General features: G+C 72.6%; 20 protein-coding genes and 1 tRNA gene. 3 read left to right on the top strand and 18 right to left on the bottom strand.

Annotation, left to right across the window (positions count from 1 at the left end; translation table 11 throughout):
* Position 1: 1 nt before the first annotated feature.
* From IPJ95_08515 to IPJ95_08475, 9 genes are all read right to left on the bottom strand, one after another.
* A complete protein-coding gene (locus IPJ95_08515) occupies positions 2-712 on the bottom strand; it encodes a MotA/TolQ/ExbB proton channel family protein (GenBank protein MBK7923660.1) in 711 nt (236 codons plus the stop codon).
* A gap of 75 nt (positions 713-787) precedes the next feature.
* On the bottom strand, positions 788-1,507 hold the full coding sequence (locus IPJ95_08510; GenBank protein MBK7923659.1) for an energy transducer TonB: 720 nt from the start codon (positions 1,505-1,507) through the stop codon (positions 788-790).
* 232 nt (positions 1,508-1,739) lie between these two features.
* Complete coding sequence (locus IPJ95_08505; protein MBK7923658.1) at positions 1,740-3,227, bottom strand: HAMP domain-containing protein; 1,488 nt, start codon at positions 3,225-3,227, stop codon at positions 1,740-1,742.
* Positions 3,228-3,232: 5 nt separating this feature from the next.
* On the bottom strand, positions 3,233-3,901 hold the full coding sequence (locus IPJ95_08500) for a response regulator transcription factor (protein MBK7923657.1): 669 nt from the start codon (positions 3,899-3,901) through the stop codon (positions 3,233-3,235).
* Positions 3,898-5,445 (bottom strand): PAS domain-containing protein, encoded by a 1,548-nt coding sequence (locus IPJ95_08495; GenBank protein MBK7923656.1) that lies wholly within the window; start codon positions 5,443-5,445, stop codon positions 3,898-3,900. The genes IPJ95_08500 and IPJ95_08495 overlap by 4 nt, the downstream gene beginning before the upstream one ends.
* 17 nt (positions 5,446-5,462) lie before the next feature.
* Positions 5,463-6,275 (bottom strand): carbohydrate ABC transporter permease, encoded by an 813-nt coding sequence (locus tag IPJ95_08490; GenBank protein ID MBK7923655.1) that lies wholly within the window; start codon positions 6,273-6,275, stop codon positions 5,463-5,465.
* Positions 6,276-6,278: 3 nt separating this feature from the next.
* Entirely contained in the window at positions 6,279-8,126 is a 1,848-nt protein-coding gene (locus tag IPJ95_08485) for a sugar ABC transporter permease (protein ID MBK7923654.1), read from the bottom strand.
* A complete protein-coding gene (locus tag IPJ95_08480) occupies positions 8,123-9,394 on the bottom strand; it encodes a sugar ABC transporter substrate-binding protein (protein ID MBK7923653.1) in 1,272 nt (423 codons plus the stop codon). Before IPJ95_08480 ends, IPJ95_08485 begins: the two co-directional genes overlap by 4 nt.
* A complete protein-coding gene (locus IPJ95_08475; GenBank protein ID MBK7923652.1) occupies positions 9,391-10,416 on the bottom strand; it encodes an ABC transporter ATP-binding protein in 1,026 nt (341 codons plus the stop codon). The genes IPJ95_08480 and IPJ95_08475 overlap by 4 nt, the downstream gene beginning before the upstream one ends.
* Before the next feature lie 47 nt (positions 10,417-10,463).
* Between IPJ95_08475 and IPJ95_08470 the strand changes: the two genes are divergently transcribed.
* Positions 10,464-11,906, top strand: a complete 1,443-nt coding sequence (locus IPJ95_08470; GenBank protein ID MBK7923651.1) for an aldehyde dehydrogenase family protein — start codon at positions 10,464-10,466, stop codon at positions 11,904-11,906.
* Between the two features lie 4 nt (positions 11,907-11,910).
* Here the strand turns inward: IPJ95_08470 and IPJ95_08465 are convergent, their stop codons facing one another.
* The 5 genes from IPJ95_08465 to IPJ95_08445 form a co-directional block, all read right to left on the bottom strand.
* Positions 11,911-14,838, bottom strand: coding sequence for a hypothetical protein (locus IPJ95_08465; protein ID MBK7923650.1), 2,928 nt, complete (start codon positions 14,836-14,838; stop codon positions 11,911-11,913).
* Entirely contained in the window at positions 14,832-17,051 is a 2,220-nt protein-coding gene (locus tag IPJ95_08460) for a hypothetical protein (GenBank protein MBK7923649.1), read from the bottom strand. The genes IPJ95_08465 and IPJ95_08460 overlap by 7 nt, the downstream gene beginning before the upstream one ends.
* An 81-nt stretch (positions 17,052-17,132) precedes the next feature.
* The gene (locus tag IPJ95_08455) at positions 17,133-17,591 is read right to left on the bottom strand and encodes a redoxin domain-containing protein (protein ID MBK7923648.1); all 459 of its coding nucleotides are present in this window, start codon (positions 17,589-17,591) and stop codon (positions 17,133-17,135) included.
* Between the two features lie 86 nt (positions 17,592-17,677).
* Complete coding sequence (locus tag IPJ95_08450; GenBank protein MBK7923647.1) at positions 17,678-18,283, bottom strand: superoxide dismutase; 606 nt, start codon at positions 18,281-18,283, stop codon at positions 17,678-17,680.
* Between the two features lie 170 nt (positions 18,284-18,453).
* Positions 18,454-19,530 (bottom strand): hypothetical protein, encoded by a 1,077-nt coding sequence (locus tag IPJ95_08445; protein ID MBK7923646.1) that lies wholly within the window; start codon positions 19,528-19,530, stop codon positions 18,454-18,456.
* Positions 19,531-19,665: 135 nt separating this feature from the next.
* On the opposite strand from IPJ95_08445, the gene IPJ95_08440 reads away from it, so the two are divergent.
* Entirely contained in the window at positions 19,666-21,627 is a 1,962-nt protein-coding gene (locus tag IPJ95_08440; GenBank protein ID MBK7923645.1) for a lytic transglycosylase domain-containing protein, read from the top strand.
* 161 nt (positions 21,628-21,788) lie between these two features.
* Here the strand turns inward: IPJ95_08440 and IPJ95_08435 are convergent, their stop codons facing one another.
* From IPJ95_08435 to IPJ95_08420, 4 genes are all read right to left on the bottom strand, one after another.
* Positions 21,789-22,037, bottom strand: a complete 249-nt coding sequence (locus IPJ95_08435) for a hypothetical protein (protein MBK7923644.1) — start codon at positions 22,035-22,037, stop codon at positions 21,789-21,791.
* A gap of 134 nt (positions 22,038-22,171) precedes the next feature.
* Positions 22,172-22,244: transfer RNA gene (locus tag IPJ95_08430), tRNA-Ala, on the bottom strand.
* Between the two features lie 70 nt (positions 22,245-22,314).
* The gene (locus IPJ95_08425) at positions 22,315-24,003 is read right to left on the bottom strand and encodes a methyl-accepting chemotaxis protein (GenBank protein MBK7923643.1); all 1,689 of its coding nucleotides are present in this window, start codon (positions 24,001-24,003) and stop codon (positions 22,315-22,317) included.
* Between the two features lie 166 nt (positions 24,004-24,169).
* A complete protein-coding gene (locus tag IPJ95_08420; protein ID MBK7923642.1) occupies positions 24,170-24,511 on the bottom strand; it encodes a hypothetical protein in 342 nt (113 codons plus the stop codon).
* Positions 24,512-24,904: 393 nt separating this feature from the next.
* Here IPJ95_08420 and IPJ95_08415 point away from each other — a divergent pair, with 393 nt between their 5' ends.
* Complete coding sequence (locus IPJ95_08415) at positions 24,905-25,126, top strand: cold shock domain-containing protein (GenBank protein ID MBK7923641.1); 222 nt, start codon at positions 24,905-24,907, stop codon at positions 25,124-25,126.
* Positions 25,127-25,378: the final 252 nt, after the last annotated feature.

The following is a 25,378-nucleotide window of genomic DNA, read 5'->3' as shown; positions in this document are numbered from 1 at the left end:
ATTACCCGCTGACATGCCCATGGCCGGTCACCGCCTTCTGGGCCTGGAATTCCTTGGTGAAGATCGAGCGGCCGAACTCGCTCCCCACGCTCTTGATCAGGTAGTCGATCAGCTCCTTGGAGCTGTAGGTCATCTCGACCGTCAGGTTCTCGATCTTGGTGGTGAAGTAGTTGTAGAACCACACCGCCGGGATCGCCACCATGAGGCCGAACGCCGTGGTGATCAGCGCCTCGGCGATACCGGCCGAGATGCCGGCCAGGCCGCCCGACGCGCCCGCGGCCGCCATGCCGGTGAACGCCGTCACGATGCCCATCGTGGTGCCGAGCAGGCCGACGAACGGCGCGGTGGCGCCCACCGTGGCCATGATGCTCATGCCGCGACGGAACTCCGCGAGGGTGATCAGCATCTGGCGCTCCACCGCCCGCTCGGCCGAGTTGATGTCGGCGGAGGTGATGGTGGCGCGGTCCTGGATCAGCGTCTTCACCTCGGAGAGCGCGCCGCCCAGCACCCGGGCCACGTGGCTCTTCTGGTTCTTCTCGGCCAGGGCGATCGCCTTCTCGAGGCTGTCTTCCTGGATCGCGCGGGAGAACTCCGGCGCGAACTTCCGGGTGGCCTGCTGGCTCTTGTAGATGTGGATCATCTTGGCGATGGCCACCGACAGCGACCACAGTGACATGATCGCCATGATCACGATGACGCCGCGGGCGAACATGCCCGCCGCATCCCAGAGCTTCAAGATATCAACGCCGTGTTGCATGACTGACCGTCCTCGGTAAGGAGAAAAGACCTACTGACCGATCTTGAATGACACCGCCTGCTGCACCAGCACCCGGACCGGCTGGCCGCGGGACTTGCCCGGCTTGAAGTTGCACCCGGCGCTGGTGATCCCCTGCCGCGCCGGTTCCTCGAACGCCTTGTGGGTGCTGCTGATCACCTTGAGCGTGGCCACGTCCACCCGCCCGTCGGTGTTCACGATGAACTGCAGCACCACCTTCCCGGGAATCCCGGCCGACATCATCACCGGCGGGAACTTCCCGATGCACGCGCTGCCGTCGATCGCCTGCGGCGTCTCGTCCACCTCGGCCGCCAGGAAGACCTCACCCTCGATCGTGGGCACCGGACCGGTCCCGCCCACCACGCCCGTCGCGATGCCCCCCTCGACGCCCTTGCCCGTGAAGTCACGCGGGTCGAAGCGCTCGTTCAGGTTCACCGGCGGGATCTCCGTCGGGATGTTGTCGGGCGGCGTGATGATCTGGAAGCCCTGCGGCGGCGGGTTGGCGCTCACCACCACGTTCTCCGGCGGCGGCTGCACCGGCGGCGGCGGCGTCTCGGGCGGCTTGAGGAAGACCATCGTGGTGTCGATCACGATGTCCTTCACCACCTCGGCCGCGCCCTGCGTGGCCTTGATGGCACCCACGATGAGCACGCCGTGCAGCGCGAGCGACACGACCTGCTGGCCCAGGGTGTTCTGACGTTTCCGGTTGGATTCGACGAGGTTCTCGAACACGGCGCGACCCCTCCGAGGGTGGGACGGTGACCGAAGCTACAGGGCGCCCATTGCAGCACACCGCCCGGCAAATGACAAAATGATGACAGCCCGATTAGCTCTGCCGTCCCGGCGGGCGCGCCGTTCCGGTGTCACAGTACGCACCAGAGCGCCCCGCTCACACAGCGGGCAGAGGAGAGGAGGGGGCCAATATACGCGTGGCCCGGAGGTGCGCTAGAGGAAGTCCGCCGGGTCAGCCAAGGAGGGTGGGTTCCGGGGCCACGCCGGCCGGCGGCAGCTCCCGGTGCTTGGGGAGGCTCACCGTGAAGACGGTGCCCCGCCCGGGGCGGCTCTGCACGGCGATGGTGCCCCCATGGGCTTCGGCGATCCACTTGGTGATCGCGAGCCCGAGCCCGGCGCCGGGACGGGCCCCGGTCCGGGTGCGCGCGGTATCGACCCGGTAGAACCGGTCGAACACGTATGGCAGGTGGGCCGCCGGGATGCCGATGCCGTCGTCCCCGACGATGATCGCGGCCGTCTCCTCCTGGTCCACCAGCGCCAGGCTCACCTTGCCGCCGGAGGGCGTGTACTTGATGGCGTTGGTGACCAGGTTGAGCAGCAGCTGCCTGATCCGGCTCCCATCCACCGGCACCACCACCGGCGAGGCGGGGAGCTCGGTGCGCACCGCGATCCCCGGCTCCTCGCCCAGGATGCCGGCGGTCTCGGAGGCCTCGCTCACCAGGTCGCGCAGGTCGAGCGGGGTGACGGCGAGCGCGGCCCCGCCCTCGTCGGCCCGGGCGAGCGTGAGCAGGTTGTCCACCATCTCGCTCATCCGGTGGATCTCCTCCAGCACCTCCTCGAGCGCCTGCAGCCCCTCGGTGGAGGCGCCCGGATCGGTCATCGCCCGCTCCACCCCCGCGCGCAGCACCATCAAGGGGGTCTTGAGCTCATGGCTGGCATCCGCCGTGAACTGGTGCAGGCGTTCGAAGCTCTGCTCCAGCCGCGCCAGCATCCGGTTCATGGTGGCGGCGAGCCGCGCCAGTTCGGCGGCCGAGGCCGGCAGCTCCACCCGGCGATGCAGGCTCCGCCCGTCGGTGATCGCCTCGATCTCGTCGACCATCCCCTCCAGCGGGCGCAGGCTGGCATCGGCGAGCACGTAGCCGAGCCCGACGCTCCCGATCAGGATCACCGGGGCGATGACCAGCATGGCCTGCAGCAGCTGTTCCGGCCCGAAGGGCACCGCGTCGAGGGGGGCGGCCACGAAGATCGTCGCGGGATGGGCCCAGACGCCGGGAAGCGGCACCCGCGCGTAGCGCACCACCACGCCGTCATCGGCCAGGTTCACCACCCCGGTGCGGACCGCCTCGAGCGCCTGGCCATCGTCGGTGGCGAGCAGCCGGGCCAGGGCCGCGAGCGAGAGCGGCTTGGCGATGGCGTTGCGGTAGATGGGGGCGCGATCGGGGTCGAACACCACCACGAGGTCCCGGATGCCATCGAGGTAGCCGCCCACCGCACTGAAGCCGAGGCCAGGGGTCTCGCCCGGGGCCAGGCTGCGGCCCAGCTGCCGCTGGTAGCCGATGAAATACTGCGCCGCCAGGTTCCCCTCGAGGCTCAGCCGCTCGTCGAGCTCCCGCACGCTCGAGCGCTGCCGCTCGAGGTAGAGCGCGCCGCCAAACGCCCCAATCGAGGCCAGCAGGGCCACGGCGTACCAGACGGTGAGCCGGCGGCGGATGGAGGACATGCGGGCTAGGCCTTGATCACGTACCCGACGCCGCGGACGGTATGGATGAGCCGGGTGGCCTGGCCCTGGTCCACCTTCTTGCGGAGCCGGTTGATGACCACGTCGACGATGTTGGTCCCCGGGTCGAAGTGGTAGTCCCAGGCGTACTCGGTGATGAGGGTCCGGGACATGACCCGGCCGGCGTGCCGCATCAGGTACTCCAGGACGGCGTACTCCTTGGGCGTGAGCTCGAGCCGGCGCCCGGCGCGGGTCACCTCCCTGGTGCCGAGGTCGAGCTCGAGATCGCCGATGCGGAGGGCGCGGGGCGCCAGCTGCTTGGGCCGGCGGCCCAGCGCCTCCACCCGCGCCAGCAACTCCTCGAAGGCGAACGGCTTGGTCACGTAGTCGTCGGCGCCGGAGCGGAGCGCCTGGACCTTGAAGTCGAGGGCGTCCTGCGCCGTGAGGACCAGGATCGGCATGGTGTTGCCGCGGTCCCGCAGGGTCCGCAGCACCTCGAGGCCGGTCATGCCGGGCAGCCGGAGATCCAGGACGAGCAGGTCAAAGCTGCCGTGCGTGGCCGACTCCAGTGCCTCCGCGCCGTCGGCCACCAGCTCCACCTGGAAGCCCTGCTCCGTCAGGCCGCGGTGCACGTACTGCCCCACGGTGCGGTCATCCTCGACCAGGAGGATCTTCATGCCGGCGCCCCCGGCTCGAGCGGGGCGGACCGCCGCGCGATGGGCAGGAACACCCGGAACGTGGAACCGCGCGCGGGCTGGCTCTCGACCTCGATGCGGCCCCCGTGCTCCGCCACGATGCCGTAGCACACCGACAGGCCCAGCCCCGTCCCGCGGCCGGGCGGCTTGGTGGTGAAGAACGGCTCGAAGATCTTGGCCACCTCGGTGCGCGGGATGCCCACCCCCGTGTCGGCGATGTGGATCTCCACCTCGTCCGCGTGCACGGTGCCCGGCAGGGTGCGCACCGTGAGGCTGCCGCCGTGCTCCATGGCGTCGAGCGCGTTCAGCATGATGGCCATGAACACCTGGATCAGCTGCTCGGCGTTGGCGTGCACCATCGGCAGCGTCTCGCACAGGTCGCGGGTCATCTCGATCCGCTTGAAGCGCTCGTGGTGCTTGATCAGGAACAGCGTGTCCTCGACGATCGCGGTCACGCTGACCGGGCCCTTGGCCTTGCCCTTGGGGCGGCTGAAGTCGAGCAGGCCGTCCACGATCCCCTCGCAGCGCTGCACTTCCTTGTCGATGATCTCGAGGTACTCCTGCATCCCCGCCCGCTGGCCGGCCGGGAGGTCGTCCTCCACCCGGTTCTCCAGCGCCGCCACGCAGGCGCCGATGGTGGCCAGCGGGTTGTTGATCTCGTGCATGATCCCCGCCGCCAGCTGGCCGATGGCCGCCAGCTTCTCGCTCTGCAGGATGCGCTGCCCGGCCACATGGGCCTCGGTGACGTCCTCGCCGATGGTGATGACGTGGGTGATCGTCTCGCCGTCCTGCCGCATCGGGATCTTGCTGATGCGGTAGTACTTGGTCTCCCCGCCCACCGCCACCTCGAGCTCCATCTGCCGCCCCTGCCCGGTGCGGAAGACGTCGTCGAACTCCTCCCGCAGCTGCTCGGCGTTCTGCCGGGTGAGCACGTCGAACACCGGGCGCCCCACCACCTCGTCGCGGCGCAGGCCCTGGGTGCCCATCTCGCGCTTGCGGTTCCAGATCTGGATGCGGTACTCGCGGTCCACCACGTAGAGGCCCACCGGCAGGCAGTCGATCACCAGCGTGATGAAGCGGCGCTGTTCCTCGATCTCCCGGGAGCGGAGCGCCACCTCGTAGGCGAGGTCCTCGGACAGCTCGATGGACGCCAGGAAGGGGGCCAGGATGTCGGCCACGATGGGGAGCAGCGCGCCGTCGCCCACGCTCGCGGGCGTGACTTCGAGCACGCCGAGCCGCTCCCCCTCGTGCAGCAGCGGGAGGCGGAGGGTCTCGGGGGCCACGTCGGGCAGCACGGCGAAGGACCGGCTGGTCCGCCGCCCCGCCGCGGGCACCGGCGCCGTGATGGCCCGCAGGGTGGTCGCGTTCGGCTCGCGCAGCCACAGCTGCACCGCCTGCGCCCCGAGCCCGGCCCGGAGCACCTCCGCCACCGTGCCCAGGGTCTCCTCGGCCGCCAGCCCGGTATTGAGCAGCCGCGCGATCCGCCCCACCAGCGCCAGTCCCTCGCCCTGCTCGACTCCGTGCATGCCCCTCCACCCCTCGGTCAGCGGAAGCCCGTCAGCTGGATCCCCCGAATGAAATACCGCTGCGCGAGCAGAAAGACCAGCAGCAGCGGCAGCGCGGCGGCCACCGCGGCCGCCATCTGGTAGGGCCAGTTGCTGGCGTAAAAGCCATGGAAGGCCGCCACGCCGACCTCCACCGTGCGCCGGTCGAGCGATCGCGTGGCGATCAGCGGCCAGAGGTAGCTCTTCCAGGCGTCCACGAAGGCGAACAGCGCCAGGGTGGCGAGCGCCGGCCGGACCGCCGGGAGCGCCACGTGGCGGAACACCGCGAACTCGCTCGCGCCGTCGAGCCGGGCGGCGTCCTCGAGCTCCCGGGGCACCGCCTGGAACGCCTGGCGCAGCAGGAAGATGCCCCACACCGACACCAGCTCGGTGCTCACCAGGCCGTGCACCGAGTCCACCCACCCCAGCCGGTTGAGCAGCAGGAAGCGCGGGATCAGCAGCACCACCCCCGGCACCATCAGCAGGCCCAGCGTGGCGGCGAAGAGCCGCCGCCGGCCGGGGAACTCGAGCCGGGCAAAGGCGTACCCGGCCGCGGCCGAGGTCGCGACCTGTCCCAGCACCACCCATCCCGCGAAAACGAGGGTGTTGGCGAAGAACCGCCCGAACGGCAGCGCCGTGAGCGCCGCCGGGTAGTTGCGCCACTGCGGCACGGCGGGGAGCAGCGGGGCCGGCTGGCGGAACACCTCGAACTCGTCCATCAGCGAGGTGGAGAGCATCACCGCGAAGGGGGCGAGCATGGCCGCGCCGAGCAGCGCCGCCGCCACCCATCCGAACGCGCGCCGGGGCGACATCGGCTACACCAGTTCCACCCGGCGGCCGAGCCACCGGAACTGAAGCCAGGTAAGCCCCAGCAGCAGGAGCAGCAGCACCAGGCTCATGGCGCTCGCGGTGCCGAAGCGGAGGAACTCCCAGGCCTCCTGGTAGATCCGGTACACGGCCACGTCGGTGGCCTGCAGCGGCCCCCCCTCGGTCATCACCGCCACATAGGTGAAGACCTGGAACGATCCGATGATGCCGGTGACCAGCACGAAGAGGACGGTGGGGCGGAGCAGCGGAAGCGTCACCCAGAGGAACCGGGCCACGGGCCCCGCCCCGTCCATCCGGGCGGCATCGTGGTAGTGGCCCGGGATGGCCTGCAGCCCGCCCAGGAAGACCACCATCTGGTAGCCCACCTGCACCCAGACCGACATCAGCATGAGCGACAGCAGCGCGGTCCGCGGCTCGCCCAGCCAGTCCGGTCCCGCCACCCCGGCCGTCCGGAGGAGGGTGTTGAGCAGGCCGGTGTCGGGCTGGTAGATCCACTGCCAGACCAGCGCCACCGCCACCACCGAGCTCACGAAGGGAATGAACAGCAGCGTGCGAAGCACCCGGACCTGGAGCCCCGACCGGTCGAGCACCACGGCCGCCACCAGGGCCAGCACCACCGTCACCGGGACATGCAGGGCGTACAGCGCCGTCACGCCCAGCGAGTGCAGGAACCGGCCGTCGCCGAGGATGGTCCGGAAGTTGTCGAGCCCGACGAACAGCCGCGCCTCCCCGATGAGATCCCACCGGTGGAACGCCAGCACCAGCGTAAAGCAGGCGGGGAGGAAGGAGAACAGGAAGAGGTGCAGCAGCGCTGGCGCCAGGAAGGCCCAGGCCGCGAGGGTCGCCTCGAACCGGGCCGGATTGGCGCCGCCACGCCCGGCCCAGCCCGTGAAGGCCAGGGCCAGCACCGCGAGCGCCGCCCAGGCCAGCAGCTCGGCGGGCAGCGTGCCGAGGTCCGCCTCGTAAGGGCGTACCTGGAAGGCCAGCCCGCGCTGGGTCCGGGGCGTGGCCGCCACGATCCGCGCCCGGAGCACGCCGGCGCTGTCCTCCCGGGCAATGACGCCGGTCTCCGTGGGCCGCGGCAGGCCCTGGACCGCGGCGCCCGCGCCGATCTCCGGCAGCCGTGACTGGGTCACCCCCGGGGCCGTCGCGGCCATCTGCACCAGTTGCGCCAGCGTGGCCAACCGGGTGTCGGTGGCCTCGACCGCGGTGCGCCGCGCGCTCACGCCGAGGTCGAGGGCCAGCAGGACCGCGGCGACGCCGGCCAGGAGCGGGAGGCTCCGGGCCCAGCGCTCCCGACCACCGCGCTCAGCCACCACGCCCACCAGCACCACCAGCAGCGCCGCCAGGATGGTGAGCAGCCCGGCGTGCACCGAGAACACGCGGCCGGGCACCGTGTCCCAGGCCGCGGCCCAGCCCTTGAGGGTCCACTGGTCCCGGTCCAGGAACGGCACCACCGCCACGCGGCTGCGGGCGTGTGTCGCGATGAAGCCCTCGCTCCCCTGCTCCAGGCCCCGGATCAGCGAGTCCGGGAGTGGCAGGAGCCCGATCGTGTCCCTGAGGAGCGGCGCCTGCCCGAAGGACAGCTGGAAGCCGCCCGGCCAGGCCGACGAACTCGCCAGCGCGTTGGCGCCCGAGAGCAGGCGCCGGGCGTCATAGCTCACCCCGCCGGGCGGCGTCACCACGGCGAGGTACGCGGCCCCGTGCCGCGCGAGGGCCAGATTGGCCTCATCGCGCACCGCCTCCTCGACGGCGCGCGCCGAGTACCACTGCCCGCCCAGCGCGAACAGGGCCACCGCCGGCCCGAGCCCCACCGCCCAGCGGGCGGCGCTCATCGCTCGGTCTCCGCCAGCAGCCGGTCGATGTCGGCCGCGGCCGCGGCGAGCGCCTCGTGCAGCGGCCTCCCGGCCAGCAGCACCTCGTCGAGGGCCTGCGGCAGGCGGTGCTCCACCTCGCGCCAGCCGCGCACCCGCGCGCCCCACGGCACCCGGGCCCCCGGCATGGCCGCCAGGAAGACCTGCTCCCAGCCGAGGCTGTCCGCGGCGGCCACCTCGGCGGCCAGGCGGCTCACCGCCGACAGTTCGAGTCCCTGCTCCACCCGTATCCGCTGCGCCGCGGTGTCGGCGAGCGCCGCCGCCAGCCGCACCGCCAGGCGTCGCCGCGCCACGGTGGCGGGCACCGCCCAGCCCGAGGCGTACACCACGGTGGCGGGCGCCACGCCGGCGGCATGGGGGATCGGCGCAAAGCCGATGTCGAGCCGGCCGTCACGCACGTAGGGACGGAACCGGGGCAGCCAGAAATGCCCCGTTGTCAGCATGGCCACCCGCCCGGAGTTGAAGAGCCGGAACTGGTCGCCGAGGCTGCGGCGCAGCGTCATGACGCGGGGCACGATGCTGTCGCGCGCGACCCAGTCGAGGTACCACTGCAGCGCCCGCTGGGTGGCCGGACTGTCGAGGCACCCCGAGGCCGAGCGGCCGTCGGGGCAGAGCACGTCCCCGCCGCCGGACCAGATCCAGGGGATCCACAGGAATACCCGCCGGTCGAACACCGTGCCCCACTGGTCCACCGTGCCATCGCCATCGGTGTCACGGGTGAGCGCACGCGCCGCCGTTAGGAACTCGTCCCAGGTCCAGTCCCCGCTGGGGGGCGTGAGCCCCGCCTCGCGGAACAGGCGCCGGTTGTAGACCACCACCATCGGGCTGTAGCCCTTGGGAAAGGCCACCAGCTTGCCATCCCGCGAGAAGATGGCGCGGACCTGGGGTTCCCAGGCGGCGGTGTCGAGTCCCACCCGCGCGGCATAGGGGGCCAGGTCGAGGAGCACCTCGCGGTCCGTAAAGGCGGGCACGTCGATGTTGTCCAGCAAGAAGACGTCCGGCGGCGCGCCGGCCGCGATGGACGTGAGGACCTGCTCGCGGTACTCCGCCTGGGTGCTGATGGCGTCGTTCACCACCCGCACCCCGGGGTTCGCGGCCTCGAAGGCGCGGAGGTTCCGGGCCTCGATGCGCTGTTCCATGTCGTCGGCCCACGACGAGATCCGGAGGGTGCTGCCCGCCGGCGGGCCGCAGCCGGCACAGCACAGGAGCACCAGGGCGGCGCGGATCACGACAGGCGCCGCCCCGCCGGGTCGAACCAGTGCCGTTGCGCCGGATCGGCGGTGACGCCCACCGTGGCCCCGTGGGTGAGCGCGGCCTGCCCCGGCACCCGGGCCACGACGGCCTGAGCGCCCACCGTCAGGTGCACCAGGGTCTCGCTCCCCAGCCGCTCTACCAGGGTCACCTGTCCCTCGGCGCCGGTTGGCCCGAGCCGCAGCGCCTCGGGGCGGAGACCGCAGGTCGTGGCCCCGGCCGGCGCCGCGCCGGCGAGCAGCGTGGCGCCCGGCAGCTCCACGTCGAGCGGCAGCAGGTTCATCCCCGGCGCGCCCAGGAACCGCGCCACAAAGGTCGTGGCCGGCCGGTCGTACAGCTCCGCGGGCGTCCCCTGCTGCTCCACCCGCCCCGCGCGCAGCACGACGATGCGATCGGCCATCGTGAGCGCCTCGACCTGGTCATGGGTCACGTACAGCATGGTCGCGTGCAGCTGCCGCTGCACCCGCAGCAACTCGCCGCGCAGCTCGCTGCGGAGGGCGGCGTCGAGGTTGGAGAGCGGCTCGTCGAGCAGGAACGCCTCCGGCTCCCGCACCAGCGCGCGGCCCAGCGCCACCCGCTGCCGCTGGCCGCCGGAGAGCTGCGCGGGATGCCGCTCCAGCAGCTCGCCCAGGCCCAGCAGCTCCGCCACCCGGCGGATGCGGGGTCCGCGCTCCGCGGCGGGCACCCGGCGCATCCGCAGCGGGAAGGCCAGATTCTCGCGCACGGTGAGGTGCGGATAGAGCGCGTAGTTCTGGAAGACCATCGCCAGGTCGCGGTCGCCCGGCGGCGTGGTGGTCACGTCGCGGCGGCCGATGAGCACCCGCCCCCGGTCCGGCAGCTCCAGCCCCGCCACCAGCCGCAGCGCGGTGCTCTTGCCGCAGCCGGAGGGGCCGAGCAGCACCACGAAACTCCCGTCCGCGACCTCGAAGGTGCAGTCGGTGAGCGCGGGAACCGCCGGAGGGTAGACGCGGGTGAGGTCCTGCAGGGTGATGGAGGCCATGCCGCCTGTAAGTTGCCGTCGCCGGACCCCGGCGCAAGATTGCTGTCATGACTGCCACGCCTGAACTCACGCCCTGGATCAACGGCGCCGCGCTGCCGCCCGGCGGTCGCGCCCTCACCCCCGTGCTGGCCCCCTATACCGGCCAGCCCGCCGCGCGGGTGGCGGAAGCCACCGCCGCCGACCTCGACGCCGCCATCACCGCGGCCGAGGCCGGCTATCGCGCCATGCGCGCCCTGCCCCGCCACGCCCGCCGTGACCTGCTCACCCGCATCGCCGACGCCCTCACCCGGGAGCGGCAGTCCCTCGGCGAGGAACTCGCCGTGAGCTGTGGCAAGCCCATCGGCCAGGCGCTCGGCGAGGTGGACCGCGCGGTGATGACCTTTTCCCTTGCCGCCGACGAGACCCGCCGGTTCGGCGGCGAGGTGGTCCCGCTGGACGTGGATCCCCGCACCGTGGGCTACACCGGCACGGTGCACCGCTTCCCGGTGGGCCCCATCAGCGCCATCACGCCCTTCAACTTTCCGCTCAACCTGCTGGCCCACAAAGTGGCGCCGGCCATCGCCGTGGGCTCCGCGCTGGTGGTGAAGCCGCCACCGCAGTGCCCCCAGCTCGCCTTCCGGCTCGGGCGCATCCTCGCCGACTGCGGCCTCCCCGCCGGCGCCTACAACGTGCTCCACCTGCCCATCCCGGTGGCCGAGCGGCTCGCCACCGAGCCCCGGTTCGCCATGCTGACCTTCACCGGCAGCCCCGTGGTGGGCTGGCACCTCAAGAGCGTGGCCGGGAAGAAGAAGGTCTGCCTGGAGCTCGGCGGCAACGCCGCCGCCGTGGTGCATGAGGATGCCGGCGACCTGGACTGGGTGGCCCAGCGGCTGGCCCTCGGCGCCTTTGCGTACGCCGGCCAGGTGTGCATCAAGGTGCAGCGGGTGCTGGTGCACCAGCCGATCTACGAGGCCTTCGTGCGCAAGCTGGTGGCCGCCTCCGCGGCGCTCCCCTGTGGCGACCCGCTCGACCCGAAGACCGTGGTCGGCCCGATGATCGATGCCGGCGCCGCCGACCGGGTGCAGGCCTGGACCGACGAGGCCATCCGCGCGGGCGCAGAGGCGCTGCTCTCGCCGACCCGCGCCGGCAACGTCCTCACCCCGGGGCTGCTGGCCGGCGTCCCCCGGGACGCCAAGGTGTCGTGCCGGGAGGTCTTCGGCCCGGTGACGATCGTGGCGCCCTACCGCGACTGGCCGGAGGCGCTGGCCACCGTGAACGACTCCGACTTCGGCCTGCAGGCGGGCGTCTTCACCCACGACGTCAACCGGATCCACCAGGCGTTCCATGGCCTCGAGGTGGGCGGCGTGATCGCCAACGACTTCCCCACGCTCCGGGTGGACAACTTCCCCTACGGCGGCGTGAAGGACAGCGGCTTCGGCCGCGAGGGGGTCCGCTACGCCATGGAAGAGATGAGTGAGCCGCGCATGCTGGTGATCAACACCACGCGGTAGGCGGTCAGTCGAGGAATGCCACCTCGTCGTGCTCGCCCGTCTCGAAGACCGCTCGGCCACCGCCGAGCGGTTCGTCGTTGAGGAGAATGGGGCCGTCGGGCGCGCCCGGCGGGCGGGCGGCGAGGATCCGTAGCCGGGGGCCGTGGGCCCGCTCCACCCGCAGCACCACCTTGCCGGGCCGGCGGCGCAGGCGCAGGTCGAGTGTCGTCGCGCCCACTCGCACCCCGCGCAGCGCCATCTCGCTCCACGCCGGCGGCAGCCACGGCGCCACCCGCACCGCCTCCGCGAGCGCGTCCGGCGCGATGCCCCACAGCCCCTCGACCACCGGCGCGACCACCATCGCCGCCGACCATGCCTGGTCGGGACAGATCCCCGCGGCGCGCCGTTCCATGCCGTGCAGCACTTCATCGAAGGCGCCGCGGGCGCGCTCGTCGGCCAGCGCGGCGTTGGCGCGCAGGTGCGCCAGCGCCGCGGCGCCGCGCCCGGCGCGCCACTCCGCCAGGGACACCCAGCCGGTGTAGAGCGGCCACACCGCGCCCTGGTGGTAGCCCGCCGGGTCGAAGAGCGGGTCGCTCGCGGCGATCATCCGGACTCCCCAGGGCACGCTGAAGTCAGGGCCGGCCACCGCCGCGTACCAGTCCGCTGCGTCCGCCGCGGGGACCGCGCCCAGCAGCAGCGGCACGGCGAGCATGGCGGTGCAGTGCTCCCGGGGGGTGCCGTCCGCCTCGAGTCCCAGGGCCCAGCCATCCGGGGTGCGGAACCGCGCGGTGATCGTCGCGCGCGCGCGCGCGGCCCGCTCCTGCAGTTCGTCGGCGAGCGCGGTCTCGCCCCGCGCGCGGGCGACGGGCGCGAGCCCCTCGAGGGCCGCGAGCCAGCAGGCCGCCAGGTAGAGCGTGACGTGCAGCCCGCCGAGCGGCCCATGTTCGATCCACCCATGGCCGACGCGGTGGTTTTCGATGAGGCCATCGCCATCGGTGTCGGTCTCGAGGCAGAAGCGGTACGCCGCGAGCACGGACGGCCACAGGCGATCGAGGAACGGGAGGTCGCCCGACCAGGCGGCGTATCGCCCGCAGAGCAGCAGGAAGAGTGGCGTGCTGTCGGCGGCGTCGTAGTGGACCAGCCCGCTGGTGGTGCACTCGTGCATGACCTTGCCGGAGACATCCTGCGTCCGGGCCAGAAAGCGGAGCGTGTCCTTCGCGATCTCGCGGTCGCCCATTGCCAGCGTGGCGAAGCCGGTCCAGCAGGCGTCGCGCCCGAAGTACCACCCATAGCCCGGGCGGCCATCGCCCCACCCCGGCCGGCTGGCGGCGTACCCCGCCAGGAGCGAGCGCCCCACCCCCGGCGTCTCGGCCAGGAAGCTGTCCATCCGGACCTTGGCCCACCCGAAGGCACGGTCGAGGGTCGCGTCCGGCGTCTCGAGCCGGGTGATCCGTTCCTCGAGCCGGCGGGCGTGGAGGATCCGCTCCTGCCGGATGGCGCGCAGCTTCCGCCGGTCCAGCGCGTCGAGCGCGCGGTCCACCTCCGCGGCATCGCTCCCGCCGGCGAAGACCAGCGAGAGGCGGCCCGCGCCCCGCGCCACGACGCCGGCCCCCTCGGGCGCATCGGTGCCCGTCAGCTCGAGCTGCGCCGGGAGGCCCCGCACCTCGAGCACCGGCGGTTCCTCGCTGAGGCCGAGCCGGAGCCGCTGCTCCTCCGTAGCCAGCACGGCCACGCGCGAGCTGCCCGCCGGGTAGGGCCACATCCGCCGGAAGTCGGTGGACCAGGAGAGCGCGAGGGGGATCCCCAGGTCGGCCACGAGGCTGTAGAACAGCAGGCCCTGCTCCAGCGCGGTGCTCACCCGTTCCGTCAGCTCCACGTTGCCCGCGCGGAGCACCCGCACCACCTCGTCCGGCGCCACGCGGACGCTCAGCACCTCCGGGTCCCGCCCATCCACCAGCAGCCGAGCCTCACGGAGCATGCGATAGGGGTGGATCCAGGCCTCCTGCAGCCCGCCGCGTTCGCGGCCCACCGCCAGCACGCGGCGGCCGGCCAGGGTCCAGGGCTCGTCGCTCCGGGCCGGGGATTCGGACGTCAGGGGAGAGGCGGAGGGCGGCCATTCGTCCCATACGGCGCCGGCAGCGTCGGCCCCGGGGCGGCGGGGGCCGCCGCCCGGCGTCGCGGGCGCATCCGGCGTGGACGCCTCGGGGAAGAGGTCGAGCTCCTGCTGTCGTTCCACCGGCGGCCCCGGCCACCACGTCGCCGCGGCCGCCCGGGTGGCGTGCGGGATCGCGTCGCCGCGGATGGCGTTGGCCAGCACGGCGCGCAGCTGGCGGGCGAGGAGCGGGTCGGGGGCGGCGAGGGGCACGTAGGCGCCGAGGCAGAGGAGCCCGCCATCGTCCACCGCCTGTTCCCAGGCCACGGCGCGCTCGGCATTGAGGTGGATGAACGAGCGCTCCACCGCCACCACCCGGCCCCGCGCGGGGCGGGTACGCCGGTAACTCACGGCGGTGTAGCGCTCGCCCTCGGCTGGCGCCCAGGTGAAGGCGCCCTGGTGCAGGCCGTCAAAGAGCGGATGGGGTCCGAAGGCGCCGAGGCCCCGGAGGTGCGGAAAGGCCAGGAAGGAGCGGTACTCCTCGAGCCAGAACTCGTCCGCAGCGTGGCACCACTCCGCCTCACGCCGCTCGTCGGGAGGGGTGGGCTCGAGACCGAGACGCGCGGGCAGCCGCGCCGCGTCGAGGGTGCAGAGCAGCCGGCCCCCCGCCCGCAGCCAGCGCGGCAGGTCGGGACGGGCCCCCGGGAGGATCGCGTGCACCCAGAGCAGGTCCACCGGCTGCAGGGCCACGGCGCCGAGGTCCGCGTGAAGGTCCACCGCGATCCCCTCGAGCGTACCGAGCCACTCCGCCGCCGCCCGCCCTTCGTCCCCCGCGCTGACCAGGGCGACCCGCCTTACCACCGCACCTCCAGCGCGCGGCCCACCCGCCCCGTCCCTGCCTTCCGCCCCTCGACCCGTACCTCGAAGCGCCCGTCCTGCACCGCGACGTCCACCGCGTGCCCCGCCACCACCGCGCCCCGCAGCTCGGTGCGCCCGCCGAAGGGCAGCGGATCCACCAGCATCCCCTCCGCGCCCCGCGGCAGCAGGCCGGCGACGTGCCGGGCCAGGAGGTCGTTGACCCAGGAGTGCTGGTAGTCGTCGATGCCACGATACACACTGCCCCGGCCTGTCACCGGGTGATAGTGCTCGAAGCAATTGGGCCGTGCCGGATCACCCCCGACGCTCATCATCCGCACGAACTGTCGCAGCAGGTGCACCAGCTGCGGCGCCCAGGAGGGCCGGTGCAGGCGCACCACCCGCGCCAGCGCGTCGATGACGTGACTGTTGGTCATGGGCCAGACCCGTCCGTTCCATGGACAGACGTGGCGCTTGCCCTTCCACTCCGCGTCCGGGCTGTAGCGCGGGTCGTCCACGCTCGAGCTGGGCACCGGGAACGGGGTCCAGAACTCGGCGGGATCGAAGAGGTGCGCCCCGAACCCCTCGAGGTGGGCGGGCCCCGCGAGGTCGGTGAGGTAGGGATAGAAGCAGACCGCCGCCTTCACCCGGGTCCGCTCGCCCGTGGCGGGGTCCAGGTCGGAAAACATCCCGAGCCCCGGGTCCCACATCCGCTCGCGGATGGCGGCCGCGGTGCGCGCCGCCCGCCCGGCCCACGTGGCCCGCGTCCCGGCATCCGGGCCGCGCTCCGCCAGCAGCTGGAACAACCGCCAGGCGTAGAGCGTCACGTCGATGCCCTTGAGCCGGAGGCGATTCTCCCAGCCGTACCGGTCGGCGTCGGGGTCCACCGCCTCGTACCGCGACATGTACTCCTGCCCGGTCTCGTACTGGTCCACCACGTCGATCATCCCGCTGCCCTCGGCGTCGCGGGTGCGGACCAGCCACTCCCCGTAGGCCGCCAGGGCCGGCGTGATCGCCGCCAGCCAGGCCGGGTCGGGGTGGGAGTCGAGCAGGTCGGCGACCGCCCCGCCCCAGTCCGCGTGGTAGAAGTCGGGCTGCACCAGATGGTTCAGGTACACCCGGCCCGGCATGGAGCCGTCGGGGCGCAGGCGGTCGAGGAAGGTGTGCGCCACGCCCTGGGCCCAGGCGGGCGTGCCGCACCAGCGCAGCTCCCGGATGTGGCACATGGTGGAGTAGCTGATCGGCTGGTGGAAGTAGCCGATGCCTTCGCAGACCGTCGGGTGCCGGTACTGGCCCAGACCGGCGGGCACGCGGTTGAGGCGCAACCCGTACCAGCGGTACCACCAGTAGCGGTTGAAGTGCTCGTCGCTGGAGCGGAACCGCGGCACCTCGGTCGTGAAGGCCTTCCACTGGCGTACTGCCCGACCGCTCGGCGAGCCACGCACCGCGACGGCTGCCGGGCCCGGCACGGCGCTGCCCGCGGCCGGCGCCACCTCCACCTGCACGGTGGCCACGAAGCGGGCGCTCGCGTGCCGCCGCACCACCAGCCGGCGGCTGAGGCCCAGGTACACCAGCCCGCGGCGGTCGATCCCGCCGAGATGGATCTCCTCCCGCATCCCGCCCGCCACCGTCCACCGGTCGTAGAATGGGGTCAGCGTAAAGTTCGGCGTGGGTCCTGAGTGCTCGGACCGGACGGCGGCCCGGCGCACGGCCCGCGGGCCCAGGCCGTACTGCAGCCACACCTCCACCGCCTGGTCTTTCCGGTCCCGCAGCTGGCGACGCAGGCGGAGTCCCTCCCCCGCCAGCTCCACACCGTCGTCCGGCACCGACTCGCCCGCCACCGCGGTCCACTGCACCACCTGCAACTCCCAGCTCCGCCCGGAGCGATTCTCCAGGTGCCACTCGGAGGCGAGGCACCGCTCCCCCGGCGCGCTCCGCACCTCCCGCGCGTGCAGGCCGGGCGCGAGCAGGTAGTCGAGCGCGAGGTGCGCGGGCGTCCAGTGGGTGGCGTCGGCGCGCGCGGGCAGGGCCTCCCCGCCGGCCTCCACGAAGCTCACCGTGAACAGTGGCCCCACCGGGTACTGCAGCAGGTGCGCGTCGTCCCAGAAGCCCGGGGTGTCGTGCCACGCCGGGAAGGGCGGCGCCCAGACCAGGCCGTCGCCGGCGCCGAGATACCACTTGTCGGGACGGGAGAGGAGGACCAGCGAATCGGTGCGCATGACGGGGGGAAAAAGCAGAGGACCGCCGACCGAGTCAACTGCGACGCGCGGTCGGCGGTCCCGGGAGGCGGCCGGCGGGGCTCACCCCAGCTTGCGCAGCTCCGCCAGCAGCTCGGTGTTCTCCCGGCGGGTGCCCGGGGTCAGCTCGGCGAAGGTCCATTGCACCGTGCCGGTCCGGTCGATCACCACGTACGCGCGATTGGAGAAGAACTTGTCTTCCAGGAGCGTGCCGTACGCGCGGCTCACCTCGCGCTTGAAGTCGCTCAGCAGCTCCACACCGAGCTTCTCCTTGGCCTTGAATTCCTTGAGCGTGGGCACCGAGTCCACGCTGATCGGCAGCACCACCGTGTCGGCCGACTGGAACTGGGCGTAGTCCTCAGTAAACGCACAGACTTCCCTGGTGCACACGCCGGTGAACGCCAGCGGGAAGAACGCCAGCAGCACGTTCCGGCCGCGGAGGGCGGAGAGGGTCACCGTGCTGCCGCTGGTGGAGGCGAGGGTGAAGTCGGGGGCGGGGGCGCCCACGGCGGGCATCGACATCCAGGAGATCCTTGCGCAGGTCCGGCGCGCACCAGAGTGCGCGCGTCCAGCCGCGCGCGCGATCGCGCGCGCGGGTCCAGCACGGCTCAGCGACCGTAGCGCGTCCCGACCTCGGTCCAGTTGACCACGCTCCACCAGGCGTTCACGTAGTCCGGCCGGCGGTTCTGGTACTTCAGGTAGTAGGCGTGCTCCCAGACATCACAGCCGAGCAGAGGCGTCTTCCCCTCCATGACCGGGCTGTCCTGGTTGGCGGTGCTGTAGACCTCGAGCGTGCCATCCTGCTTGCGCGCCAGCCACGCCCAGCCGCTGCCGAAGCGGGTGGTGCACGCCTTGGCAAAGGCCTCCTTGAACTTGTCGAAGCCACCGAAGGTCTTGGTCATCGCCTCGGCCAGCGCCCCGGTGGGCTCCTTGGCGCCGCCCGGCGCCATGATCTCCCAGAACAGGGTGTGGTTGTGGTGGCCACCCCCGTTGTTCCGCACCGCGGTCCGGATCCCCTCCGGGACCGCGTCGAGGTGCGCAATCAGGGCGTCGAGGCCCTTCGCCTGCAGCTCCGCGTGGCCCTCGAGGGCGGCATTCAGGTTGTTGACGTAGGCGGCGTGGTGCTTGTCGTGGTGGATCCGCATCGTCTGCTCGTCGATGTGCGGCTCCAGCGCGGTGTAGTCATAGGGCAGCGGCGGCAGCGTGTGCGCCATGGGAGTGTCCTTGCGAGGGAAGAACTGGGACCGGGCCAGTGCGCCCGGCGTGGGGATCAGGAACAGGGCCCCGACCGCACCCGCGGTCTCGAGGAAGCGCCTGCGCTCCGGAGCATGACGAGAATCACCGGTACGCATGTCGCCAAATATCCACGGGCCACGGATCGGGGTCAACGCGTGACCGCCGAACCCTGCACCCGCGCGAACGCCACGGCGGCCAGCAGGACCGTCACCGCGGTGTACATCGCTTCGGCGGAGAGGCCGCCCGCCAGTGCCGGCGCGAGCGCCGCGGCGGCGGCCAGTGCCATGGTCCCGACGAGCCCCTGCCCCGCACCGCTCAGTCGGCGGCCCCCGCCGACCAGCCAGTCGAGGCCCCGCAGCGCCGTCGCGAGGCCCAGGACCACCAGCCCGCACCAGCCCGCCGTCGGGTCGCTGGAGAGGAGGCCGACGCCGGCGAGCGCCACCAGCGCCAGGTCGTCCCGGCGCCGGGCCGCGGCGAACACCGCGGTCAGCACCACCACCGGATACGCCACGGGCTGCCAGTGCTCCAGCCCGCCCGGCAGCGCCACCGCCACCACCCGGACCAGGAGCAGCCCACCGAGAATCGGGGTCAGTGGGCCACGTCCCATCATATGGAAGGGGGCGAGCCCGAGCAGCACCCCGGCACACCCCAGCAGCGCCGCCGCCATGCCCAGCTCGAACGCGGCGCTGTACGGTGCCTCCCCGAGCATCGCAAGCGCGAGCGGGAGCGGTCCGGCCACCCGGGCGAGCAGGTACCAGCAGGCACAGAGCAGCAGCAGGACCGGGGCGATCACGATCGGCCATCGGCCGGGGCGCGACCAGCGCCAGCCGCTCGCCGCCGACACCACCAGCGCGGGCAGGAAGAGGTGCAGGTGGGGTGCGCCGGCGGCTACGCACGCCGCGAGCAGGTGGACGAGGAACGCCGGAGCATCGATGTCGGATGCGGGCCGTGTGGCCACCGGGGCATCGGCCAGCACGGGCCGTGACCGCCACAGCAGCAGACCACCACCCGCCAGGAGGGCGAGGGTGACGACCTGGAACGACCGCGCCAGCGCGCTGAAGGGCATCGCCCCCGCCGTGGCCACCCGGATGCCCGCGAACGCGAGCCCGAGCAGCACCAGCCCGGCCATCACACGGGCGGCCGAGCGGCGGGAGCCGGCGGTCAGCCCCAGCAGCGCCCCGAGGACGAGGGGGACCGCGTCCCAATGGAAGAGCGGGCTGGTCATGGCGGGCAAAGATAGACGGCACCCGGGGGTCCCGCTGGTGGTGTCCGGCGCCAGATCGCCCTATGTTCGGTACGTCCGCACTGGCATGGCTCCTGCGCTCACGGTTCCCGGCCTCCCTCGACTGGGTGAATTCCGTTGATCTCCACCCGCGCGCGTCTTCCGCTCCTGCTCCTCGCCGGCCTGCTCGGCGCCGCCCCGCTGCCGCTCCTCGCGGATGATGGCGGCGATCCGGCACCGGTGCGGGCCGCGCTGGCCCGGGCGCGCGAGAGCCGGCGGCCGGACGCGGGCGTGCACCTGCGCGCCGCCGCCGACAGCGCCCCCGAGATCGCCGACTGGCTGCTGCTCCGCGCCGCCGCGCTGTCGGCGGATTCCCTCGAGCGGAGTGACCTCTACGCCCGGATCCAGCTGCCGGTGGTCCGGGCACGGATCGGGGTCACCGAGGCCACCGCGCGGGAGCGCGACGGCGACCTCGCCGGCGCCGCGCGCACCTTCGACTCGCTCGGCCTCTTCACTGACGCCACCCGGCTCCGGCTGCGACAGGCGCGGACCGACGCCCAGCGCCGGGGCCTCCGCGACGGCCTGCTGCGCCTCGCGCGACAGCGCGCTGGCACCCCGGCGGCGCAGGAAGCGCTCAAGTTCCTCGCCTCACCCACTGTCGTGCTGACGCCACAGGAGGCGCTCGAGGTGGCGCGGCTGGCCGGCCGGTCTGGGCTCCCGCTCGAGGCGGCCCTGCTCTACTCCCGGGCGGTGCGGCGCGGCCCCGCTGAGCCCGCCGACCTCCTGGCCTATGCCCGGGCGCTGGCCTCGCTCCGCCGGCACCGCGAGGCCATCACCACCTTCCACCGGATCCCGGCCACCTCCCCGCTCAGCGCCGACGCGCTGTACGGCGAAGCCGCCTCCCGGGCCCGCCTCGGTGAACGCACCGCCGCCCGCGCCGCCCTGACCCGGCTGCTGCAGCGCGTCCCCGACGACTCGGTCCTGACGCCGCGTGCGCTCTTCCTGCGCGGCAGCCTCGCCTGGGACGACGGCGCGCACCGCGACGCGCGCGAACCGTGGCTGGCGCTGGTCACCCGCTATCCGCACGCCGACTCGGTGGGCCGCGCGGGATTCCTCGCCGCGCTCGCATTGTATGAGGAAGGGCGGATCGACCAGGCGGCCGCGGAGTGGAGCCGCATCCACCAGCTCGACGCGGGCGCCGATGGCCTCGCGGCGGGGTACTGGGCCGCACGCGCCTTGCGTGAGGCGGGCGACACGAGCCGCGCCACGCTGCTGTGGCAGTCGGTGATGGCGCGCGACTCCGTGTCCTACTACGCCTACGCCAGCGCGGCCCGCCTCGGCCGCCCCGGCTGGCAGCCGGCCGCGGCGCCGGACCGATTCACCCACTTCCTCGATGTCGACAGCGCCATGAGCCGGATCGGCCTGCTCAAGGCCGCGGGCATGGTCGAGGAAGCGTCGTGGGAGCGCGCCTGGCTCACGGCCGAGCGGGTCCGCTCCCCGCAGCGCCTGCTCTCGGTGGCCGATGCTTTCCGGCGCCTCGGCGACCCGGACGCGTCGATTGCCAGCGCGCGCGCGGCCCTGGCCCGCGGCGCCCCACGCGATGCGCGCACCTACCGGCTGCTCTACCCGCGCCACTATGAGGACAACCTGGCCGCCGAGGCCCGGGCCATCGGGGTTGATCCGCTGGTGGTGGCCGCGCTCATCCGGCAGGAGTCGGCGTGGAATGCCGGGGCGCGCTCGCGGGTGGGTGCCCGCGGGCTCATGCAGGTGATGCCCGCCACGGGCCGGCTCATCGCCCGGCAGCTCGGCGTCCGCGGCTGGCGGGTGGATCACCTCGACGAGCCCGCACTCAACCTGCGCTTCGGCACCTTCTACCTGGGGCAGGTGCTGCAGCGGTTCAATGGCGACCTGGTCCGCGCCCTCGCGGCGTACAACGCGGGCCCCGGCCGGGTGCCGCTCTGGTCGGTGGGCCGCGCCGCCGATGACCCGGAGATGTTTGTCGAGCGGATCGGCTTCAAGGAAACCCGCGACTACGTCCGCACCATCCAGCGCAACGTGGCGCTGTATCGGGCCCTGTACCCGGCCGCTCCCGCCACCTGATCGCCGGGGGTTGCGGAATCGGGAGGCCCTGGGTAGCTTAACTGCCAGTTGAACATAGCCCTCAGGGGCCCCGGAGGCGGCAACCGGGTGATGCCAGGCCGCAGCGAGGCGCTCGGTCCCACAAGGGATCGGGCGTTTTGGTTTTCCCCCGCCAGGCCGGCCTACTCCGAACCCTTCACCTTGAGCCGACCCTCGTTCTCGCGGATGAAGGCGCGGATGTCGTCGGCCATGTCGAGCAGCTTTTCCCACTGTTCCTTGTAGAAGGTGATCGGGAAGCGGCCGAGGCCGTAGACCGACACCCCGCCCTTCTCGCTCACCTTGAGGCTGACGCCTCGCTGGGTGCGGTTCTTGAGGGCCGCGTTCTCGGCGCGGAGGCGTTCCAGCTCGGCCTTCATCTCGTCATCGGACATGGGATCGTTCCTGGGGGTCGGAAGCATCGGGACGGACCTGCGAGCGCGCTACAACGATAACCGGTCGGGGCGGGCGGAGAACGAGCGAGGGGCCACCCGGGAACGGGCGGCCCCTCGTCTGGTTCCCACAGGAGTGGAGCGGACCGGGATCGAACCGGTGACCCCCTGCTTGCAAAGCAGGTGCTCTCCCAGCTGAGCTACCGCCCCGTCTGGCGCCGCCTGAGTGGCCCGCGCCGGTGGCGAAGATACTCAGGGCCAGCCCGCCGGGCCAGCGATCCTACGCGTCAGCTCCCATACCCGCCGGGACGCCGTCGGCCTCCGCCGCGCGCGCGCGGCCCGCCCGCGGGAGGCGCGCCCCCTGACCGCGCGGTGGCACGCCCGCGGCGCCCGCACCGCCGCGGAACTGGGCCACCAGCGAGGAGAGCCCGCTTGCCAGGTCGGCCAGGTTCGCGCTGGTGCTCGAGATCTCCTGCGCGCCCTCCGACACGCTGCTGCTTCGCTGGTTGATCGTCACCAGGTCGCGACTGATCTCGTTGGCCACCGCGCTCTGTTCTTCCGCCGCCGTCGCGATCTGCGCGTTCATCGCCTGGATCTGCTCCACCGCGGTGTCGATCGCGTCGAGCGCATTGCGCGCCTCAACCGCCTCCGCGACCGTCGCCTGCGCCCGCATGCGGCTCTCCAGCATCGCGGCGGCCGCCTCCCGGGCCCGCTCCTGCAGGTCGCTGACGATCCGGGCGATCTCCTGGGCCGAGTCCCGCGTCTGGGTGGAGAGGGTCCGGACGTTGCCGGCCACCACGGCGAACCCCCGGCCCTGCTCCCCGGCGTGCGCCGCCTCGATCGTGGCGTTGAGGGCCAGCAGCCCCGTCTGCTGCGCGATGTCCTCGATCACCTTGAGCACCGTCCCGATGCTGGCGCTGGACTCCCCCAGCCGCTGCATGATCTCCGCGCCCCGGTTCACCTCGCTGGCCAGGCCGTTGATCGCCTCCTGGACCTGGTGCATCACCCGACGACCCTGCCCCGCGGCCGATTCCGCCGCCGCCGCCGCGGACACCGCGGCCGTGGTGCTCTGGGCGACTTCCTTCACCGTGGCGGCCATCTCGGTCATCGCGGTAGCCACCTGGCCGGTCTGCGCGTCGAGCTCCTCCACGGAGCGGCTGCTCCGGCTCACCACCTCCGCGGTGCGCCCCGCCATCCCCGAGACGTGACCGGCGGAATCCTCGATGCGCGCCACCACCGCCTGGAGCCGGTGCTCCGTCATGCTGAAGGCAAGCTCGAGTTCCCCGAGGTCGTCGCGGCGCCCGGTGATCACATGCTGCGCCAGCAGGTCCTGGTGAATGCTCCGCGCATGCCGCACCAGCCGCCGCAGCGGCCAGGCCACCACCCCCACCACCGCGGCCAGGACGGCCAGCCCCGCCGCCGCGGCGGGCGCGAGCGCCGCGTACGCCAGCCCCGTCTGCAGGTGCAGCAGGTAGCCGGCGGCCCCGAATGCCAGGGCCCCACCGGCCAGCATCCGGCTGGCGATCCCGGGGGTCCGCCACAGCAGCAGCCAGGTGGGCCATCCCGCGTTGATGCGCGTGTAGAGCCGCTCGGCGCGCCGGACGCTGTCCCGGTGCGGCGGGGTGCGCACCGACTGGTACTCCTTGAGCTGGCCGTCCTGCATGATCGGGGTGGCAAAGGCGTCCACCCAGTAGTAGCCCCCGTCCTTGCACCGGTTCTTGACCAGCCCGATCCAGGACTGCCCCGACTTGAGCGTGCTCCACAGCATCGCGAATGCCGCGCGCGGCATGTCCGGATGCCGGACGATGTTGTGGGGCTCCCCGAGCAGTTCCTCCTGCCCGAAGCCACTGATGGCGAGGAAATCGTGATTGACGTAGGTGATGCGGCCCTTGGCGTCGGTCGTCGAGAGGATGACCTCGTCCGGCCGGACCAGCCGTTCCACGTTGGTCACTGGCAGGTTCTTGCGCAACTGTTCCCCCGGGTGCGGTGAATTCCGTGCTCGCAGTATCGGCGAGCCGCCGTGGCGGGTTGAGCCCTGCCCGGGGGGGGGAACCGGGCCCCGAAACGCCAGCGAGCGCCGGCCCCGGGGGGCGCCAGCGCTCGCACAGCGGCCGGGGACCGGCGGCCGGGACGGGCTACCAGGCCAGCAGGCCCAGCTCGTCCAGGAGGGCCGCCACCGGAACCAGCGACCCGACGCTCGGCTCCCGCTTGAAGGCGTGGGCCGCCTCGCGGAGGGCGGCGGTGCCGGTCCGGCCGGTGGACAGCCGATAGCGCCGGTGGGCGTCGCCCAGTTCGCGGAAGACGCTGCGCAGGCAGGCGCGTTCCCGTTCGCTGTCGGCCTGTCCCTCAGCGGGCGTCGGGACGAGACTCAGCGTACCCCGGGCCGGCTTGCGCCGGGTCTTGGGACGGGTGGCCCGGTGGCGGCGGTCGAACATCTTGCCGGCCATGTCCAGGCGCTCGAGCACCCGGGCGGTCATGGGGTCCACGGGCGGCGTGCCGCGCGACCGGGAGGTGGAACGAGGGGAGTCCGTCATGGGCACCAGCCTTGTGGAGGGATGGCTGCCGGCTGGTAGCGCACCAGTCCGATGGAGGAAGATAACCGGGTTCCCGGATCGCCGGGGCCCCGCGCATTGCCTTTCGGGTCGGGGGTGGTATCATCAGGCGCGATCGATGCGCCAGTGCGCGGAGAAATTCCGAGCAGACAGTTGAGGCCCAGCACATTGCTGGGCCTCTTTTGCTTCCAGGATCGCATGCAGCGGTGGGGGAGTTCCCCACGTTGTGGGAGCACCCCCGCCCGTGAGGGTTTGTCACGGAATAGTTGGGACGGCGCCGGCACCCTGCCGGTTCTCCCGTCTCGAACATCAAGGAGTATGGCAATGCGTACGACCGGCACTGTGAAGTGGTTCAATGACGCGAAGGGCTTCGGCTTCATCACCCCCGAGGGTGGCGCGAAGGACTGCTTCGTGCACCATTCGGCGATCATCGGTGATGGCTACCGGTCCCTCGCCGAGGGCGAGCGGGTGGAGTTCGACGTGGTCCAGGGCCCCAAGGGTCCGGCCGCCGAGAAGGTCAGCCGCGTCGCGGCCAGCTGAATCGCGCCGCAGTGAGCGTGTAGGCACCGCCCGCCTGACTCCGGTCAGGCGGGCGGTGTCGCGTTGGGGAAGCCGGATGCCCGGTGGGCGGATCGGAACGCGCCCGCGCTTCCGGGCCCCGGGACGGGGAACTGGGGAACGACGGGCCGGGAGCCGTGCCCCACCGTGCCGTCATCCCGAGGGCCGCAGGCCCAAGGGATCCCTCAAGGTCCGAGGCGGCCCCGAAAGGATTCCCCCGGTCGCCGCGCTCCC

This window comes from Gemmatimonadota bacterium (assembly GCA_016713785.1).
In the GTDB taxonomy this organism is placed as follows: Bacteria; Gemmatimonadota; Gemmatimonadetes; order Gemmatimonadales; family GWC2-71-9; genus JADJOM01.
This window is presented reverse-complemented; position numbering and strand designations above follow the sequence as displayed.